General features: G+C 64.2%; 19 protein-coding genes. 16 read left to right on the top strand and 3 right to left on the bottom strand.

Annotated elements, in window-relative coordinates; translation table 11 throughout:
- Positions 1–146: 146 nt before the first annotated feature.
- The 6 genes from RM2_RS07585 (at position 147) to RM2_RS07560 (ending at position 5,698) form a co-directional block, all read left to right on the top strand.
- Entirely contained in the window at positions 147–1,100 is a 954-nt protein-coding gene (locus tag RM2_RS07585; protein WP_373863302.1) for an Rv1678 family membrane protein, read from the top strand.
- A gap of 67 nt (positions 1,101–1,167) precedes the next feature.
- Complete coding sequence (gene fadE16 / locus RM2_RS07580) at positions 1,168–2,289, top strand: Rv1679 family acyl-CoA dehydrogenase (protein ID WP_072688294.1); 1,122 nt, start codon at positions 1,168–1,170, stop codon at positions 2,287–2,289.
- A 10-nt stretch (positions 2,290–2,299) separates the two neighbouring features.
- Positions 2,300–3,112 carry an Rv1680 family SBP-like protein gene (locus RM2_RS07575; RefSeq protein ID WP_072688225.1) on the top strand — a complete coding sequence of 271 codons (813 nt, stop codon included), beginning with the start codon at positions 2,300–2,302 and terminating at the stop codon, positions 3,110–3,112.
- The gene (locus tag RM2_RS07570) at positions 3,106–4,104 is read left to right on the top strand and encodes an Rv1681 family radical SAM protein (RefSeq protein WP_072688224.1); all 999 of its coding nucleotides are present in this window, start codon (positions 3,106–3,108) and stop codon (positions 4,102–4,104) included. The genes RM2_RS07575 and RM2_RS07570 overlap by 7 nt, the downstream gene beginning before the upstream one ends.
- 138 nt (positions 4,105–4,242) lie before the next feature.
- A complete protein-coding gene (locus RM2_RS07565) occupies positions 4,243–4,731 on the top strand; it encodes a DUF1990 domain-containing protein (protein ID WP_072688223.1) in 489 nt (162 codons plus the stop codon).
- 223 nt (positions 4,732–4,954) lie between these two features.
- Positions 4,955–5,698 carry a GntR family transcriptional regulator gene (locus tag RM2_RS07560; RefSeq protein WP_072688222.1) on the top strand — a complete coding sequence of 248 codons (744 nt, stop codon included), beginning with the start codon at positions 4,955–4,957 and terminating at the stop codon, positions 5,696–5,698.
- A 27-nt stretch (positions 5,699–5,725) separates the two neighbouring features.
- Here the strand turns inward: RM2_RS07560 and RM2_RS07555 are convergent, their stop codons facing one another.
- Complete coding sequence (locus RM2_RS07555; RefSeq protein WP_072688221.1) at positions 5,726–6,190, bottom strand: PTS sugar transporter subunit IIA; 465 nt, start codon at positions 6,188–6,190, stop codon at positions 5,726–5,728.
- Entirely contained in the window at positions 6,187–6,504 is a 318-nt protein-coding gene (locus tag RM2_RS07550; protein ID WP_072688220.1) for a PTS sugar transporter subunit IIB, read from the bottom strand. The genes RM2_RS07555 and RM2_RS07550 overlap by 4 nt, the downstream gene beginning before the upstream one ends.
- 165 nt (positions 6,505–6,669) lie before the next feature.
- On the opposite strand from RM2_RS07550, the gene RM2_RS07545 reads away from it, so the two are divergent.
- From RM2_RS07545 to RM2_RS07505, 9 genes are all read left to right on the top strand, one after another.
- A complete protein-coding gene (locus RM2_RS07545; protein WP_072688293.1) occupies positions 6,670–7,956 on the top strand; it encodes a PTS transporter subunit EIIC in 1,287 nt (428 codons plus the stop codon).
- 85 nt (positions 7,957–8,041) lie between these two features.
- Positions 8,042–9,226: an N-acetylglucosamine-6-phosphate deacetylase gene (locus tag RM2_RS07540; protein ID WP_072688219.1), complete on the top strand. Its 1,185-nt coding sequence runs from the start codon at positions 8,042–8,044 to the stop codon at positions 9,224–9,226.
- A complete protein-coding gene (gene nagB / locus RM2_RS07535) occupies positions 9,214–9,993 on the top strand; it encodes a glucosamine-6-phosphate deaminase (RefSeq protein WP_072688218.1) in 780 nt (259 codons plus the stop codon). The genes RM2_RS07540 and nagB overlap by 13 nt, the downstream gene beginning before the upstream one ends.
- Before the next feature lie 3 nt (positions 9,994–9,996).
- On the top strand, positions 9,997–10,719 hold the full coding sequence (locus RM2_RS07530) for a copper homeostasis protein CutC (RefSeq protein WP_072688217.1): 723 nt from the start codon (positions 9,997–9,999) through the stop codon (positions 10,717–10,719).
- Between the two features lie 137 nt (positions 10,720–10,856).
- Complete coding sequence (locus tag RM2_RS07525; protein ID WP_072688216.1) at positions 10,857–12,359, top strand: CoA-acylating methylmalonate-semialdehyde dehydrogenase; 1,503 nt, start codon at positions 10,857–10,859, stop codon at positions 12,357–12,359.
- A 10-nt stretch (positions 12,360–12,369) separates the two neighbouring features.
- Entirely contained in the window at positions 12,370–13,533 is a 1,164-nt protein-coding gene (locus RM2_RS07520) for an isobutyryl-CoA dehydrogenase (RefSeq protein ID WP_072688215.1), read from the top strand.
- Complete coding sequence (locus RM2_RS07515) at positions 13,530–14,597, top strand: enoyl-CoA hydratase/isomerase family protein (RefSeq protein WP_072688214.1); 1,068 nt, start codon at positions 13,530–13,532, stop codon at positions 14,595–14,597. Before RM2_RS07520 ends, RM2_RS07515 begins: the two co-directional genes overlap by 4 nt.
- Positions 14,594–15,529 carry a 3-hydroxyisobutyrate dehydrogenase gene (gene mmsB, locus RM2_RS07510; RefSeq protein ID WP_281250404.1) on the top strand — a complete coding sequence of 312 codons (936 nt, stop codon included), beginning with the start codon at positions 14,594–14,596 and terminating at the stop codon, positions 15,527–15,529. Before RM2_RS07515 ends, mmsB begins: the two co-directional genes overlap by 4 nt.
- Positions 15,526–16,302 (top strand): enoyl-CoA hydratase, encoded by a 777-nt coding sequence (locus tag RM2_RS07505; protein WP_072688212.1) that lies wholly within the window; start codon positions 15,526–15,528, stop codon positions 16,300–16,302. Before mmsB ends, RM2_RS07505 begins: the two co-directional genes overlap by 4 nt.
- 61 nt (positions 16,303–16,363) lie before the next feature.
- Here RM2_RS07505 and RM2_RS07500 read toward each other — a convergent pair whose 3' ends face one another.
- Complete coding sequence (locus RM2_RS07500; RefSeq protein ID WP_072688211.1) at positions 16,364–16,897, bottom strand: MarR family winged helix-turn-helix transcriptional regulator; 534 nt, start codon at positions 16,895–16,897, stop codon at positions 16,364–16,366.
- 118 nt (positions 16,898–17,015) lie between these two features.
- On the opposite strand from RM2_RS07500, the gene RM2_RS07495 reads away from it, so the two are divergent.
- Entirely contained in the window at positions 17,016–17,909 is an 894-nt protein-coding gene (locus RM2_RS07495) for an alpha/beta fold hydrolase (protein ID WP_072688210.1), read from the top strand.
- Positions 17,910–17,934: the final 25 nt, after the last annotated feature.

Here is a 17,934-nt window from a genome sequence, read left to right as displayed (position 1 = left end):
CTGATTCTACGGGTCGGAGACTTCACCTGGGGAATAAGAGCGGGGGATTCAAATGGGGTGACGAGCACCCGCGGCCAGACGCCGATCCTCGACGAGTCAAAGCGATCGGTGGACGCCGGTGTCAGGGGCCAGGCAGACTTCTATGTGTGAGAAGCAACCGACGACTCCCCCCGCTCAGCCTGCTGCTCGCGGATGGGGAACCTTCACCGCGGGTATCCGGGGCAGCGCTGACCGGGCTGAGGATCCTGGCCGGGCTGATGTGGTTGTACAACGTCGTGTGGAAAAACCCACCAGACTTCGGCAGAAACAGCGGTAGCGGGTTGTACGAATTCACGCGCGCAGCTGTCGATCATCCGGTGTTCCCTCCGTTCAGTTGGGTGGTCGAGCACCTGGTACTGCCGAACTTCCTGGTGTTCGGGTGGCTCACCCTGGTGGTGGAAACAGTGCTGGCGGTGCTGTTGCTCACCGGAACACTGGTCCGGGCCGCCGCGTTGCTGGGGATCGGGCAGTCACTGGCGATTGGTCTCTCGGTCGCCGAGGCGCCAGGTGAGTGGCCGTGGAGCTACTTCATGATGATCGGTATCCACGTCGTTCTGCTGTGTACGTGGTCGACTAGGTATTTCGCGGTGGACGCGGTGCGGACGCAGGCCCGCAGAGGGGACGGTCCCCGTGCTGCGGCGTCCTTGCTTCGGATCTGGGGCATCGTTCTCGCGCTTCTCGGTGTCGCCGCCCTGATCGCGTCCTTCCAGACCGGCCCGTGGGAATCAGTTGGGGGACTGGTCGGAACCGAAGACCTCGAGGTGGGACTCGGCAACTACAACCTTGCCGGCGCGATCGTTGTGCTTGTAGTGGCCGCGTGCGCTTTGGCGGGCGCAATAAGGGGCAGCCGCGAACTCGCCTACGTCGGCGCGGCTCTGGCCGTCCTGGCCGCTGTCAGTATTTACCTCCAGTCAAGCCGTGTCGATGTATGGCTGGGCGGCACCAATACCACTGCCGCCGTGTTCCTGTGTGCCGCGCTGGTGAGTGCGGCGACGGGACGGTTGCTGGGTCGATCCCACAGGCTCGGCCAATCCGCTTCGAAACCCATGCGCAAGGGTTGATCCTGAAACCGCACGAGCTGTGCGCGGTGACCGTCAATCCGAACTCACACTCCGAATTGAGGACTGGATGAATTTTCATGAAGCGCTTGGCCAGGTCATCGAGATTGCCCGCCAGAATGCTGAGCGGGTGGACACCGAGGGGGTTTTTCCTGCCGAGGCTGTGGACGCGCTTCGCGGCAGCGGTCTACTGGGGTTGGTGATGCCGGAGGAAGTCGGCGGCTTGGGGTGCGGACCGGTGGAGTTCACCGAGGTCGTCAGTGAGTTGGCATCGGCATGTGGGTCGACTGCCATGATCTATCTGATGCATACCGCGGCCGCGGTCGTCGTCGCCGATGCACCACCACCGGGCATGCCCGATCTGCTCAGCGGGATGGCGAAGGGGGCTGTGCTGGGAACCCTGGCGTTCAGTGAGAAGGGTTCGCGTTCCCACTTCTGGGCACCGGTCTCGTCCGCCTCGCTGAACGGTGGCAGCGTCTCCGTTCAGGCTGACAAGAGTTGGGTCACCTCGGCCGGTTTCGCCGACATCTACGTGGTCACGGCCGGTTCGTCCTCCGGAACCGCGGGTGAGGTCGACCTGTTTGCGATGCCGAGGGATTCGGCGGGCCTGACAGTGGCCGGCCCGTGGGTCGGTCTGGGGTTGCGGGGCAACGCGTCGGCACCGATGAGAATCGACTCGTCCATCCCGATTGCCAACCGACTCGGAGACCAAGGTGCCGGCTTCGCAATGATGATGAATACGGTGCTTCCCTGGTTCAACCTGGGGAATGCTGCCGTCTCGCTGGGCCTTTCGGCAGCGGCGAACACCGCCGCCATCTCACATGTCGGCAGCGCAAGGCTCGAGCACCAGGACGAGGCACTTTCGGCGCTTCCGACCATCCGGGCTCAGATCGCGCGGATGGGCATCAGCCTCGCAGCCCAGCGAGCCTTCCTCGCGCACGCGGCGCGCAGTGTGAGCGCCCCGGACGAGTCGACAATGCTGAATGTCCTCGCAGTAAAGGCATCGGCCAACGATGCCGCCCTGGTGATCACGGATACGGCCATGAGGGTCTGTGGAGGTGCCGCGTTCTCCAAACATCTGCCGATAGAAAGGGCATTCCGTGACGCCCGGGCGGGCTCGGTGATGGCCCCCACCGCAGACGTGCTCTACGACTTCTACGGCAAGGCCGTATCCGGCCTGCCGCTCTTCTGAGAGGAGCCCCATGACCAGACCACTGATCGTCGGCGCCGTCGCCTACAGCCCCAACATGGTTCCTATCTGGGAGGGAATCCGCGATTACTTCCGTGGCACCGACGCCGAGATGGATTTCGTTCTCTACTCCAACTACGGTCGACAGGTCGAAGAACTCATCGCCGGGCACGTCGACATCGCCTGGAACACCAACCTCGCCTATGTGCGTACCGTCATGCAAACCGGCGGCCACTGCATACCGCTCGCGCAACGCGACACCGACACCACCTTCAGCACGGTGTTCGTTGCTCCACCCGGCAGCGGAATCACCGGACCGGACGACTTCGCGGGGAGGCGCCTCGCCCTGGGTTCGGCAGATTCGGCACACGCCGCCATCCTGCCTATGCACTATCTCGCCCAGTCGGGAGTCCCACCCACCGAGCTGTCCGTCACGCGATTCGACAGCGATATCGGCAAACACGGCGACACTGGCCGCAGCGAACTCGACGCGATAGGCGCAGTGTTGGCCGGTGATGCAGACGTCGCCGCGATCGGAATCACAACCTGGAACGCGATGGGCAAAGAAGAGTTAATGCCCGGTGCACTCGAAGCGGTCTGGAGCACACCCGAGTACTGCCACTGCATGTTCACCGCCATGGACACCCTGCCGGCCGGGCGATACACACCGTGGGTGGATGCACTACTCGGGATGGATTGGGACATCCCCGAGCATCGCAAGATACTCGAGCTTGAGGGGCTGCACCATTGGGTGCGCCCGCACCTGGACGGCTACAAGAGCCTCTTTGCGGCGGTCGAGAAACAGGGTGTGGATTCGCGATGGTGATCCTGGACCTGATGCGACTGATGACGGGGCTCCCCGACGGGGGTACCGGTGAGGTTGCGATCAGGTCCGGTGAGGATCTCGTACTGGCTAGAAGGTGGTGCGCACACAGCGGAAACACCATCGTCCGAGAGGACGTTGACGCCAATGATATCGGGACGCTGGTCGTGCGGCGAGGCCATGCACCCGATCCGCGCGATGCGCTGAGTCCCGACCGGATGCCGGGCGCACGGCTCTGGCTCTACACCAATTTTCATTGCAACCTTGCGTGCGACTACTGCTGCGTCTCTTCGTCCCCACAGGCGCCGCGCCGTGAACTCGGCGTCGGCCGGATCACCCGGTTGGTCGCCGAAGCGGCCGACTGGGGGGTTGGTGAGATCTATCTGACCGGGGGCGAACCCTTCCTTCTCCCCGATATCGGGGAGATCGTCCGCACCTGTATGGACACACTGCCGACCACAGTCCTGACCAACGCGATGGTGTTCAAAGGGCGAGGACTGCGGGCACTGGAGTCGATGCCCCGGCAGGGTCTGGCCTTGCAAATCAGCCTCGATTCTGCCACCCCAGACCTCCACGACTCGCATCGTGGGGCCGGTAGCTGGGCCAAAGCAGTCGCCGGTATCCGATTGGCCCGAGAATTGGGTTTCCGCGTGCGTATCGCGGCCACCATCGCCGCGCCGCGGCCGGGGACAATCGCGCAGCTGCACGAATTCTGCGATCACCTCGGAATCGAACGTGACGACCAACTGATCAGGCCGATAGCGCGTCAGGGCGCGGCGGTCAAGGGGCTGATCATCACCACCGAATCGCTCGTACCCGAGGTCACCGTCACCGCCGACGGCATCTACTGGCACCCTGTCGCTGCAATCGACGACGACGCACTCGTCACCCGCCAGATCGAGCCTCTACGGCACGCGCTCGACGAGATCTACGAACGGTTCACTCAGCAGTGGGCGGTCGCCGCCACCGCGGCCGCACTCTTCCCCTGCGCCTGAACGCCTCTGCATCTGAACGCCTCTGTATCTCAACGCCTCTGAATCTGAAACCATTAACCGCGGAACATTTTTCCTGCCGATTGAAGGGTGCGGGCTATCTGCAAGTCATCTGACGAAGGTGGGTTCACTTACCCGCACGTGGGTGCGAGCCGTGAACTGCCTTTTCCTGCGGGGTATCACCATCTCGCCGAGCAGAAGGTGATCGGCTCCGGTACGGCGGCATTCGATGCCGCGGTCTTGCACCTGTTCGACTGGGGAATGCATCGTGACTCCGGGCTGGACGTGCGGGCCGGTGCTCCGAAAGCCGTGCCGGGAACGGAGGTCGAACTCGGCTGGGGGATCGGTGTCGCTCGGCTGAGGTTCAGGTGCCGCGTCGTCTACGTCGTCGACGAACCGCATCGCAGAGGATTCGCCTACGGCACGCTCGCCAGGCACCCCGAGAGTGGAGAGGAACGATTCATCGTCGAACAACTGTCGGACGGAACGGTGCGCGCCGCCGTCTCGGCGTTCTCGAAGCCGGGGCGGTGGTTCACCAGGTTCGGCGGCCCTGCGGGCCGGGCCGTGCAGAACGTGATGGCCCGCAGGTACCTCGAGGCGCTGGTCGTAAGCGTGAGAACCGCCCGCTAGACGGTATGTGTGACCGTCTAGCCGCGGTCGCCCGGTGGTCGAGGGGCACGGTTCAAACGCCGGCAACTTCCTCCCTGCGGCGAGATAAGCAAACCCCCACCAGGCCTGAGCGAGTAGGCCGGAATGTGGACAGTCGCGTACCCTCATCACTGGACAGGACCGGACCGGACCTCCAATAGAAGCCGGACGTGTCCACCGCCGAGAGAGTTGGAGTAGCCGCCATATGCCCGTACATCTACGCGACAGTGTGATTCCGAAGCACGAGCAACTCCGGACGATCCTGTTGCGCAAGTGCTCCAAGGAGTTGCAACACGGCGATCTGATGACAAGTGAGCGAAAATTGATGCAGGACTATGGCGTCAGTCGGATCACCGTTCGTGAGGCCATCGGACAACTCGTCAACGAGGGGTATCTTGTCCGGGTGCGTGGCAAGGGCACCTTCGTGGCGCACCGGCCCGTGCAATCGAGGCTCCACCTCGCCTCGTTCACCGAGGAGATGCGCGCACAGGGACACACACCGACGACGGTAGTGCTCCTGCAGGAGGAGGCGGAGGCGCCGACGGCCACCGCAAAGGCGCTGCGCATCGCACCCGGCACTGGTGCCTACCACGTCAAGAGACTGCGATTGGCAGACGGTGAGCCGGTCAGCGTCGACGACGGATGGTTCAACACCGAATTGCTTCCAGGCCTGGTGGACTTCGACCTCAGCGGATCGATCTATCGTGCCACTGCGGACCGGTACGGCATGCCGATCGACCGGGCGGAGCAGACCGTCAGTGCCGACGGTGCGAATTCGGAGATTGCGACGTTGCTCGGCGTCAAGAAGGGTGCCCCGGTGATGCATTTCGACCGGGTCTCCTTCAGCGGCCCCAATCCGGTCGAGCACACCCACAGTTGGTATCGGTCTGACCGCTATCAACTGCAGATGGAAGTCCAGGGGCAGGGGCGGGCTCAACGCAACGTGTGAGCCCGACCGCTCAGCGCAGTGTCTGCTTTACGGCGCCGTCCACTCGAACAGGTCGTCTCCGGTGGACACCGTGGCACCAATCATGTTGGTAGCAACTGAATCCGGCTTGGAGTCCATTACGACGACGGGGCAGACAGCAGGGTACCCCGTGCTGTCGATGTCGTTCGGGTCGAATCGTACGACGGGATCGCCCGCATCGACCTTGTCCCCTTCTCCCGCCAGAAGGGTGAACCCTTCACCCTTCAGCTTCACAGTGTCGATTCCCAAATGAACCAGTACTCCGCCGCCCTCGCTGCCCAGGATCACGAACGCGTGCGGGTGCAGTTTGAGTAGTTTGCCCGGGATCGGGGCGCGGACGTCGAGGGCGCCGCGGTCGCGCGCCGGTTCGATCGCGACGCCGGCGCCCACCATCTGGCCTGCGAATACGGGGTCGGGTACATCCGCGAGAGCAAGCACCCGCCCGGGGAGTGGGGCGTGTACGGCGAGGCTCACAGGATGTCCTCGATGTCGTCGACCAGGGTCTCCGCTTCGGGGCCGACGACGACCTGCACGACGCTTCCCGACTTCAGCACGCCATGGGCACCCGCTGCCTTGAGTGCGGCCTCGTCGATCTTGGCAGAGTCCTTGACCTCGGTGCGCAGTCGGGTGATGCAGGCCTCGATCTCGAGGATGTTGCCGGCACCGCCGAGGCCGCTGATGATTGCGCTCGCTTTGGACATCGCTTCTCCCTTGTCGTTCGTGTTCGTGTTCGTGTTGTGGTGCCTTGTGATCAAGGCTGTGTGCCCGGTGACTTTCCCTCTTGACATCGTGCGCTTACCTGGCCAAACTGGCAACTGGTTATGACCGGACAGTACCCGTTGGGGAGCTGGTCCACAATGTTTGCCCGAGGCGATGGACGCGGTCGGCGCCACCGAAACTCAGAAATTGTCAGACGCCGATTCGGCGACGCGAAGCGCACAGAGAAGGTCGACATGACGGTTGTAGACACCCCGAGTAAGGAGGAGAGCCCGAAGAGGGAATCGACTGCGTTCGCCGGGTTCCAACGCCTCGGACGCAGCCTGATGCTGCCCATCGCTGTGCTCCCAGCGGCCGGTATTCTGCTTCGACTCGGCCAGGACGACCTCCTCGGGCGCTTCGATTCGCTGCACAGCGCCGCGACCGTCATCTCCGCGGCGGGGCAGTCAATGTTCACTTGGCTTCCCTTGATTTTCGCGGTTGGCATCGCCATTGGGTGGGCCAAGAAATCTGACGGTTCGACGGCCCTCGCCGCTGTCGTCGGGTACATGGTCGTCAACGGCGTGTTCGAGGCGATGTCGCCGGTGGTCCTCGCGGGCAAGACCGACCCGAACGGCGATCAGGCACTGGTCGACTACGGCGTCCTCGCAGGCATCGTGATGGGGCTGCTGTCGGCCATTCTGTGGCAGCGGTTCTACCGCACCAAACTGCCCGAATATCTCGGATTCTTCAACGGACGCAGGCTGGTTCCCATCCTCACCGCCGTCACGGGCCTCGTCGTCGGCGTCCTGATGGCGTTTTTGTACCCGGCGTTCAACTCGGCTCTGACGTGGGTCGGCGAAACCGTCGCCGAGAACTCGGTGATCGGCGGCGGTATCTACGGCATGGTCAACCGCCTGCTTCTTTCGACGGGCCTGCATCACATTCTGAACTCCACCGTCTGGTTCCTCGTCGGCGACTACGAGAACGCGAGCGGGGATCTGGTGCGCGGCGACCTCAACCGGTTCTTCGCCGGCGACCCGAGCGCCGGCGTCTTCATGACCGGATTCTTCCCGATCATGATGTTCGCTCTTCCTGCTGCCGCTCTGGCGATCTGGCGCACCGCGAAACCCTCGCAGAAGAAGGTGGTGGGAGGAATCATGCTGTCCACGGCATTGACTGCGTTCCTCACCGGCATCACCGAACCCCTCGAATTCGCGTTCATGTTCGTGGCCTGGCCGCTGTACCTGATTCACGCGTTCCTCACAGGAACGTCGATGGCGCTGGTCAACGCGCTCGGTATCCACGACGGTTTCACGTTCTCGGCAGGTTTCATCGACTACGTGCTGAACTTCGGCAAGGCCACCAACGCGTGGATGCTGATCCCGATCGGGCTCGGGTACGCCGTGATCTATTTCGTGCTGTTCAGCTTCGTCATCAAGAAGTGGAATCTGCGCACCCCCGGCCGTGAAGAAGGAGCGGAAACTGGTACTTCCTCGACGGATCTCGAAGCGGACCTCGACACCCAGAAGACCGAAAAATGACCACGGCTACCGGCACGTCGGTCAACGTGCTCTCCCCGATTCCCGGCCGATCGGCTGTTGCGGTCATTGCAGCCGGAGTACACCGATGATCCTGCGGGGCAAGGCCGTCGTCGGGGACGGAATCATCGACGACGCATTGGTGGTCACCGAGGGTGACCGAATCTCCTGGGTCGGCGCTGCGGATCAATACCACGGGCAGGTGCCGTTGCCGCGGCCGACTTCCTCTGTACTGCTACCGGGGTTGATCGACCTGCACTGCCACGGCGGCGGCGGCGCCGAATTCTCCAATGGCGACGCAGCGGAGGCCCGGCGCGTAGTGGATCATCACCGTGAGCACGGAACCACCAGCCTGCTCGGCAGTCTCGTCTCGGCGAGGGAACCGGAGCTGCTCCGTCAAGCCGAGATTCTCGCCTCTCTGGTGGAACGCGGTGAGCTTCTAGGAATTCACTTGGAAGGGCCATTCATCTCCGTTGCCCGTTGCGGTGCACAAGATCCCGCCGCGATCGTGCCCGGCGATCCCGGCTTGTTCGAAAGGATCTGCGACGCGGCGCGAGGCACGGTCCGGTCGATGACGCTTGCGCCGGAGACCGCGCACTTCGGGGAACTTCTCGCTGCGATGCGCCGCCGTGGCGTACTACCGAGCCTCGGGCACACTGACGCCGACGCCGCCACCACGTCGGCGCGGATCGCCGATGCGGCTGGTCACCCGCTGATAGCCACGCATCTGTTCAACGCGATGCCACCGCTGCACCACCGGGCTCCGGGTGCGGCAGGTGCGGTCTTGGCGGCAGCCGGGCGTGGCGACATCGTCGTCGAATTGATTGCCGATGGAACACATCTCGCACCAGAAACGGTGTCGATGGTGTTCGATATGATCGATCCGGACCAGATCGTCCTGGTCAGTGACGCCATGGTGGCCGCCGGGATGGCAGACGGCTACTACCAGCTCGGGCCACTTGACGTGCGAGTCTCGCAGGGAGTTGCGAGGCTCGCGACCATCGACGGTTCGGAGGGGGCCATCGCGGCCGGCACTGCGCGACTGTTGGACGTCGTCCGCTCGACGGTCGTCGACAGTGGTGTGGACCTCGGCGTCGCTGTCGCTGCCGCCACCAGGATCCCGGCCAGGCTTCTCGGTCTGGAGTTCGAGCGTGGCACCCTGACGCCAAACCACCGTGCCGATATCGTCGTAACCGATCAACAACTTCGGCTCCGTGGCGTAATCGTCGGCGGTATGCCTGTGGGGGAGGAGGGAGTTGCATGGAATTCGTGATCCGTCCGACGTCGGTGGAGGTCAGTTCGACCGTCGCGAACATCGTCGAGGGTTATGTGCGCGGAGGTCCGACGACGCTGGGTCTTGCGACGGGCTCTTCCCCACTCGGTAGCTACCAGGAACTCGCGCGCCGACACCGAGAGTCCGGGCTGGACTTCAGGCGAACACAGGCGTTCCTGCTCGACGAGTATGTCGGACTTCCGAGAAGCCATGACCAATCATACTTTTCGGTGATTCGATCGGAGTTCGTGGACCACGTGAATCTCGATACCGAACGTGTGCTGAGTCCCGATGGGGAATCGACGGACATCGCAGCCGAAGGGGCGCGGTATGACGCGGCGATAGGCGAGGCGGGCGGTGTCGACGTGCAACTTCTCGGTATCGGAACCGACGGCCACATCGGATTCAACGAGCCGGGTTCCTCGCTGACTTCACGCACTCGCGTCAAGACGCTCACCGAGCAGACCAGGCTCGACAATGCGCGTTTTTTCGGCAGCGTGGACGAAGTCCCGCATCACGTCCTGACCCAGGGGTTGGGCACCATCGGGGAAGCCCGGCACCTGGTGATGATCGCGTTCGGTGAGGGCAAGGCAGAGGCGATCGCCGCGGCCGCGGAGGGGCCACTCACTGCGTTCTGCCCAGCCTCGGTGATTCAGCTACACCGGCACGTCACGGTGGTGATCGACGAGGCCGCCGCGAGCAAGCTGCAACTCGTCGACTATTACCGCTACGCCTTGGAGCACAAGCCGTCCTGGCAGTCGTTCTGACCCATGCCTGTACTCGAGCTAGCGGTGCAAGACGTCGAGGGTGCCGGGGTTGCCCAGCGGGTAGGCGCGGTGCGCGTCGAACTGTGTACCGCGCTGGGTGCGACTGGTGGGCTGACGCCGAGCATCGGCATGATCGAAGCCATTGCCGGGCAAGGAATCGCGGTGCACCCGCTGGTTCGATGTAGGCCCGGCGGATTCGTTTACGACGTCGACGAGATCGAGGTGATGGCTCGGGACGTCCTGGCGGCGGTGAATGCGGGCGCCTCCGGCGTCGTGCTCGGTGCTCTCACGCCCGACCAGTATGTCGACCGCGAGACCCTGAGTCGCCTACTCGATGGAGTCGACCCATCCGTTATCGAGGTGACGTTCCATCGGGCGATGGACGTCGTGGATGACTGGGCGGCGGCCCTCGATGCGATTGTCGAATCGGGCATCACCCGTGTTCTCACCTCGGGGGGAGCCCCGCGATGCATCGACGGCGTTGAAGCTCTCTCTGGCATGGTGGCTCACGCCCGTGGGCGAATCCAAGTGATGGCAGGCGGCGGGATTCGCATCGAGGACATCGCTGCCGTCGTGCACACCGGTGTGGATGCCGTGCATCTCTCGGCCCGCCGCACCGTCGCCGACAGCGGCGGTCCGGGCGGCGGGTCCGGGGGATACGACGCGGTCGACGAGACGCTCGCCCGGGCAGCGGCCGGGGCATTGGCTGGGGCATTGGAACGCTAGTCCCAGACCATTGCCTCGGGTCGCGGTCTCTTGTTTACGAGTCTAGATACAAGTCTAGACATGCATGGACATCCAACTATAGGATGAGCGACATATTCGAACTCCCAGATTCATCAAGCAAGGAACGGGTCTGCACAATGGTTCAAGAGCTATCCCACTTCGTCGGCGGCAAGCGCGTCTCCGGTGCCTCGACCAAGTTCGGCAACGTCTACGACCCCAACACCGGTGAGGTTCAGTCGCGCGTGCCTTTCGCCGATAAGGCCGAGACCGAGGCGATCATCGCGAACGCGGTGGATGCCCAGCGTGAGTGGGCCGCCTTCAACCCGCAGAAACGCGCCCGCGTCCTGATGAAGTTCCTCCAGTTGGTGCAGGAGGAGATGGAATCGTTGGCGCGCCTGCTGTCTTCCGAGCACGGTAAGACGATCCCCGACGCGAAGGGCGACATCCAGCGTGGTCTCGAGGTCATCGAGTTCGCTCTCGGTGCCCCGCATCTGCTGAAGGGTGAGTACACCGAGTCTGCGGGTACCGGTATCGACGTGTACTCGATGCGTCAGCCACTCGGTGTCGTCGCGGGGATCACGCCGTTCAACTTCCCGGCCATGATTCCGCTATGGAAGGCCGGCCCGGCCCTGGCGGCGGGAAACGCCTTCATCCTCAAGCCGTCCGAGCGCGACCCCTCGGTGCCGCTGCGTCTGGCGGAACTGTTTGCCGAGGCCGGTCTACCGGCAGGCGTGTTCAACGTGGTCAACGGTGACAAGGAAGTGGTGGACGTTCTGCTCACCGACGACCGGGTCAAGGCCGTCGGATTCGTCGGCTCGACACCGATCGCGCAGTACATCTACGAGACCGCCGCCGCCAACGGCAAGCGCGCACAGTGCTTCGGCGGCGCCAAGAACCACGCGATCATCATGCCCGACGCCGACCTCGACGAGGTGGCGGACGCCCTCATCGGCGCAGGTTACGGGTCTGCGGGTGAGCGTTGCATGGCGATCTCCGTCGCTGTTCCGGTGGGTGAGGAGACCGCCGACGCACTCGTCGCCAAGCTCACTGAGCGGGTCGGCAAGCTGAGGATAGGACGCAGTGACGACGAAGGCGCAGACTTCGGCCCACTGGTCGGCAAGGACGCCCTCGAACGGGTGAACAACTACATCCAGATCGGCATCGACGAGGGCGCCGAAGCCGTGATCGACGGCCGCGGCTTCACGCTGGAAGGTCATGAAAAGGGTTTCTTCACCGGCGCGACCCTGTTCGACAAAGTCACCACCGACATGCGGATCTACAAGGAAGAGATCTTCGGACCGGTCCTGCTGGTCGCCCGGGCGGCGGACTACGAGGAGGCGCTGCGACTGCCCTCCGAACACGAGTACGGCAACGGCGTCGCGATCTTCACCCGCGACGGTGACACCGCCCGAGACTTCACGAACCGCGTGAACGTCGGCATGGTCGGCGTCAACGTGCCGATCCCGGTGCCGATCGCCTACCACACGTTCGGCGGCTGGAAGCGCTCCGGTTTCGGCGACCTGAACCAGCACGGTCCGGACTCGTTCCGCTTCTACACCAAGACCAAGACCGTGACGCAGCGCTGGCCCTCGGGCAAGAAGGAAGAGGCCAATCACTTCGTCATCCCCACCATGAACTGATCGGAATTCCATGTTCACCTTGACCGATGACGAGCGGGCGATCAGCGACACGGCCCGCGAATTCGCCACCGAGCATCTGGCGCCACACGCCGTGGAATGGGATCAGGCCAAACACTTTCCGGTGGACGCACTCCGCAAGGCGGCGGCACTGGGCATGGGCGGGATCTACATTCGTGAGGACGTGGGCGGATCGGAACTGACGCGTGTCGACGCGGTCCGCATCTTCGAGCAGCTCGCCACGGGCTGCCCGTCGATCGCCGCGTACATCTCCATCCACAACATGGTCACGTGGATGATCGACAAGTTCGGCAACGATGAGCAGCGCCACCGGTGGGTGCCCGGTCTGTGCTCGATGGATCAGCTGGGCAGTTACTGCCTCACCGAACCGGGCGCGGGCTCGGACGCGGCGGCGTTGAGCACCAAGGCCGTCCGCGACGGCGGCGACTATGTGATCAACGGAGTCAAGCAGTTCATCTCCGGTGCAGGAACTTCCGACGTGTATGTGGTGATGGCCCGCACCGGGGAGAGCGGCCCGAAGGGAATCTCGGCGTTCATCGTCCCGAAGGGCTCGCAAGGCCTGTCCTTCGGGCCCAATGAGGTGAAGATGGGGTGGAACGCGCAGCCCACTCGTCAGGTCATCCTCGAAGACGTGCGGGTGCCCGCGGCGAACATGCTGGGCTCCGAAGGCAGCGGTTTCCGGATCGCGATGTCCGGGCTCAACGGCGGCCGGCTCAACATCGCCGCCTGTTCGGTTGGGGGAGCGCAGGTGGCCCTCGACAAGGCAGTCGCTTACCTCGCGGATCGCAAGGCCTTCGGTGCGCAGCTGATCGACTCGCAGGCCCTGCAGTTCCAGTTGGCCGACATGCGCACCGAACTGGAAGCGGCGCGGACTCTGCTGTGGCGGGCTGCGGCGGCATTGGACGAGGGCGCTCCCGACGTCGTCGAACTGTGCGCCATGGCCAAACGCTTCGCCACCGACACCGGTTTCGACGTCGCCAACAAGGCGCTGCAACTCCACGGCGGTTACGGCTATCTTGCGGAGTACGGAATAGAGAAGATCGTTCGAGACCTCCGGGTCCACCAGATTCTCGAGGGCAGCAACGAGATCATGCGGGTGGTCATCGCTCGGAGCGTCGTCGGAGCAGCAGGACAGCGAAAGCAAGGAGCAGCATGACCGGCACGGACACCGCGCCCGAGGTTCTGATCGAGAAGAGTCGCGGGTTGGGCCGTATCGTTCTCAATCGGCCGAAGGCGATCAACGCACTCACTCACGCCATGGTGCGACAGATCGCGACGGCACTGGTCGAGTGGTCCGATGACGACGAAGTGCACGCCGTGGTCCTGACCGGTGCCGGCGAGCGAGGCCTGTGCGCCGGCGGCGACATCGTGTCCATCTATCACGACGCCAAGGAGGGCGGCACAGGCTCGCGTGAGTTCTGGCGCGACGAGTACATCCTCAACGCGGCCATCGCTCGCTACGGCAAGCCGTACGTGGCGATCATGGACGGAATTGTCATGGGTGGCGGCGTCGGGGTGTCTGCGCACGGCAGCGTCCGCATCGTCACCGAGCGCTCGATGATCGGCATGCCCGAGACCGGGATAGGCTTCGTCCCAGACGTCGGGGGGACGTACCTGCTTGCCCGCACACCTGGCGAACTGGGCACGCACGTCGCCCTGACGAACGCACGGCTCAGCGCGGGCGACGCGATCGCATGTGGATTCGCCGACCATTTCATCCCGTCCGACAAGATCGATGGGTTCATCGAGGGGTTGTCGACGACGTCGGTGGACGAGGCGCTCGGTACCTTCTCCGAACAGGCCCCGGTCTCGGGTCTGCTGGCGCAACAGAGTTGGATCGACGCCGCATACTCTGCCGATGCACTCTCCGATATCGTCTCCCGGTTGCGTAGCAGCGGTATCCCGGAAGCGGAGAAGGCGGCCGAGCAAGTGCTGTCGAAGTCGCCGACGGCGTGCGCGGTCACGCTGCGCTCGTTGCGCCGTGCCCGGGCCGTGGGCAGCCTCGAGGAAGTGCTGAACGACGAGTTCCGCGTCTCCGTCGCGTGCCTGGGATCCCACGACTTGGTCGAGGGGATTCGGGCGCAGGTGGTCGAAAAGGACCGCAATCCCCAGTGGTCGCCGGCCACGATCGAAGAGGTGGACGAGAAGCAGATCGACTCCTTCTTTGCGCCGCTGGGCGATCTCGAACTCGGTCTGACGGCCCGGCAGCCGCAGCACTGACCACCAGTCACAAGCGTTCAGGAGGAACTGCAATGAGCACTACCGTCGGATTTCTGGGACTCGGTCACATGGGTGGTCCCATGGCGGCCAACCTCGTACGGGCCGGTCACACGGTGGTCGGCTTCGACCCCGTGCCCGCCGCACTCGAGCAGGCAGTGAAAGACGGTGTCACCGTCGCCGATTCGGCTGTCGAAGCCGTGCGCGAAGCGGACGTCGTCATCACGATGCTGCCGAGCGGAAAACACGTCCTCGATCTCTACGACGAGATCCTGCCGGCGGCGAAGCCGGGCACGCTCTTCATCGACTCGTCCACCATCGACGTCGCCGACGCGCGCGCCGCGCACGGTGCGGCGCGCGAGGCCGGCCACCGCGCCGTCGACGCCCCGGTCTCGGGTGGTGTGGTAGGCGCGACGGCGGGCACGCTGGCCTTCATGGTCGGCGGGCCTGCGGATGCCTTCGACGCCGCCGAGCCGCTGCTCGACGTGATGGGTAAGAAGGTCGTCCATTGCGGCGATTCGGGCAACGGACAGGCCGCCAAGATCTGCAACAACATGATTCTCGGTGTCTCGATGATCGCGATCAGCGAGGCGTTCGTCCTCGGCGAGAAGCTGGGGTTGAGCAATCAGGCTCTGTTCGACGTGGCCTCGAACGCATCGGGCCAGTGCTGGGCTCTCACCAACAACTGTCCCGTTCCCGGACCGGTTCCAGCCAGCCCTGCTAACAGGGACTACCAACCCGGCTTCGCAGCCGCATTGATGGACAAGGATCTTGGGCTCGCGGCGAACGCGGTGCGCGACAACGGAGTGGAGGCGGAGCTCGGGCTCCACGCGGCCGAGGTCTACAGCAGGTTTCGCGCCGCCGGCGGTGGCGAACAGGACTTCTCGGCCATCATCAACGATATCCGTGCACGTTCCAGCGAGGCAGACCAGTGACCGACTTCGAGACCATTCTGCTCGACCGCACGGGACGTGTAGGGATCATCACCCTCAACCGTCCGAAGGCTCTCAACGCCCTGAATTCGAAGCTGATGCGCGAGGTCGTCGCCGCGGTGGACGAGTTGGAGGGTGATCCGGAAATCGGGGCCGTCCTGATCACCGGCTCCGATCGGGCATTCGCGGCGGGCGCCGACATCAAGGAGATGCAACCCAAGTCGTACATGGACGTCTACCTGGGCGATTTCTTTGCGGCGTGGGATCGCCTCGCGGCAGCCCGTAAGCCGACGATCGCGGCCGTCGCAGGCTACGCGCTCGGCGGCGGATGCGAACTCGCGATGCTGTGCGACATCCTGATCGCCGCGGACACCGCGAAGTTCGGCCAGCCCGAGATCAAGCTCGGCGTCATCCCCGGCATCGGCGGATCGCAGCGGCTGACGCGAGCGGTAGGTAAGGCCAAGGCCATGGAACTATGTCTGACCGGACGGAACATGGACGCCGAAGAAGCCGAGCGTGCCGGACTGGTGTCGCGTATCGTGCCCGCCGCCGACCTTCTGGACGAGGCGATGAAGACTGCGACCACCATCGCTGATATGTCTCTTCCGGTCGCGATGATGGCGAAGGAAGCGGTCAACCGGTCGTTCGAGACCACTCTCACCGAAGGTGTCCGTTTCGAGCGTCGCGTGTTCCATTCGACGTTCGCGACGGAGGATCAGAAGGAAGGCATGGCGGCGTTCGTCGAGAAACGTGCGCCGGTCTTCAAGCACCGCTAGCAGGCCGTTCATATGACAGTCGCCCCGCCCCGGATCTCCGGTGCGGGGCGTGAGTCGTTCCTCACCACTTGGTGGGTGCGTCTCCGGTGTCGAAATCGCCTGCCTCGCGACGGAGTTCAGCGAGGATCGTGACAAGTTGCTCGAGCTTGTCGCCGGAGACTCCGGGCTTCGAGAACACCTGGGCGTTGAGCCGCTCGGTGGACTCGACGGCGAGTTTCCTCCCCGCATCAGTGATTTCGATCAGCGTTGCGCGGCGATCGGTGGGATGCGGAACGCGCCGGACCAGGTTCGCGGTCTCGAGTCGATCGACGGCGTTGGTGACGCTGGTGGGGTGCACCTGGAGACGTGCGCTGGCCTTTGCCATTGGCAGGGCACCCGTCCGGGTGAATGTGAGCAGGGTGAGGAGCTCGTACCGGGCGAACGTGAGCCCCGAGGGTTTGAGTACCTCTTCGACCCTGGCCATCATGATTTGCTGCGCGCGCATCACCGAGGTCACCGCAGCCATGCCATCCGCGACATCACCCCAGCCATGCTTCGTCCACTGCCGGTGGGCCTCTTCGATAGGGTCGAGATGAAGTGGTGACGGTGGTGGCATACGTCGATCATCCCACGTGGGGCGTGGGACTGCTGTCATGCCGCCGCAGGCCGGTTGGTCCATGTCGATGGTGAACGGTTGGGGCGATGATCGCACCCCACCGTGTAATCATTGGTGAATGGCAGGCAACCAGCGGATCAGCACGGCCACCCGGAACGGACTGATCTTCGATGTTCGCGACGACGGACCGATCGACGGCGTCCCGGTGGTCCTGTTGCACGGTTTTCCGCAGGATTCGCGGTCGTGGAACACGTTGGCGCCGTTGCTGCACCGGCGTGGCTTCCGAACCCTCGCCCCGGACCAGCGGGGTTATTCGCCAGGTGCGCGGCCACGCTCCAGGTGGGCGTACCGGATCTCGGAATTGCAGCAGGACATCGTGGCCCTCATCGATCAGGCCGGACTCGGCCCGGTGCATCTAGTGGGGCACGACTGGGGTGCGGTAGTGGCGTGGGACGTGGCGGCGGCCCGCCCGGACCGCGTACGCACCCTGACGGCGCTTTCGGTCCCACATCCGGCAGCGTTCATGCGGGCGCTCCTCACAAGCAGTCAGATCGTGAAGTCCTGGTACATAATTGCCTTCCAATTTCCCTGGATTCCGGAGCGGTTGATGGCAGCGAACGGTGTCGTGTACCGGAAGCTGCGCGCAAGCGGTCATTCGGCGGCCGCCTCGAGGCGTGACCTCGAGCCGATGCGCGACCGCGCTCGGGCGCGAGGCGCACTGAACTGGTACCGGGCACTACCTTTCGCCGCATTCCGATCGGTGTCCAACAAATCGGTGTCCGACAAATCGGTGTCCGACAAATCGGTGTCCGGCAAGGCGCGGGTGCCCACCCTGTTCGTGTGGAGTGACGGCGACTTCGCGATCGGACCGGTGGGGCCGGAACTGACGTCGCGGTTCGTAGATGCGCCGTACACCTACGAGGTGCTCCGCGGTGTCAGCCATTGGATTCCGGACGAGGCGGCCGATCGGCTCGACGAACTACTCGGCAACCACCTGCGGGATCTGCCGTGACCTCGTGTGTGAGTCGGCCTCGATC

The sequence above is a fragment of the Rhodococcus marinonascens NBRC 14363 genome, from assembly GCF_001894885.1.
GTDB classification, from domain to species: domain Bacteria; phylum Actinomycetota; class Actinomycetes; order Mycobacteriales; family Mycobacteriaceae; genus Rhodococcus_F; species Rhodococcus_F marinonascens.
Note: the sequence above shows the minus strand (reverse complement) of the source record. Positions and strands in the feature narration are given on the sequence as shown.

Coding starts and splice junctions, on each gene's coding strand:
- fadE16 (WP_072688294.1), top strand. CDS start 1,168: ATGAATTTTCATGAAGCGCTTGGCCAGGTCATCGAGATTGCCCGCCAG.
- RM2_RS07575 (WP_072688225.1), top strand. CDS start 2,300: ATGACCAGACCACTGATCGTCGGCGCCGTCGCCTACAGCCCCAACATG.
- RM2_RS07570 (WP_072688224.1), top strand. CDS start 3,106: ATGGTGATCCTGGACCTGATGCGACTGATGACGGGGCTCCCCGACGGG.
- RM2_RS07560 (WP_072688222.1), top strand. CDS start 4,955: ATGCCCGTACATCTACGCGACAGTGTGATTCCGAAGCACGAGCAACTC.
- RM2_RS07550 (WP_072688220.1), bottom strand. CDS start 6,504: ATGTCAAGAGGGAAAGTCACCGGGCACACAGCCTTGATCACAAGGCAC.
- RM2_RS07545 (WP_072688293.1), top strand. CDS start 6,670: ATGACGGTTGTAGACACCCCGAGTAAGGAGGAGAGCCCGAAGAGGGAA.
- RM2_RS07540 (WP_072688219.1), top strand. CDS start 8,042: ATGATCCTGCGGGGCAAGGCCGTCGTCGGGGACGGAATCATCGACGAC.
- nagB (WP_072688218.1), top strand. CDS start 9,214: ATGGAATTCGTGATCCGTCCGACGTCGGTGGAGGTCAGTTCGACCGTC.
- RM2_RS07530 (WP_072688217.1), top strand. CDS start 9,997: ATGCCTGTACTCGAGCTAGCGGTGCAAGACGTCGAGGGTGCCGGGGTT.
- RM2_RS07525 (WP_072688216.1), top strand. CDS start 10,857: ATGGTTCAAGAGCTATCCCACTTCGTCGGCGGCAAGCGCGTCTCCGGT.
- RM2_RS07520 (WP_072688215.1), top strand. CDS start 12,370: ATGTTCACCTTGACCGATGACGAGCGGGCGATCAGCGACACGGCCCGC.
- RM2_RS07515 (WP_072688214.1), top strand. CDS start 13,530: ATGACCGGCACGGACACCGCGCCCGAGGTTCTGATCGAGAAGAGTCGC.
- RM2_RS07500 (WP_072688211.1), bottom strand. CDS start 16,897: ATGCCACCACCGTCACCACTTCATCTCGACCCTATCGAAGAGGCCCAC.
- RM2_RS07495 (WP_072688210.1), top strand. CDS start 17,016: ATGGCAGGCAACCAGCGGATCAGCACGGCCACCCGGAACGGACTGATC.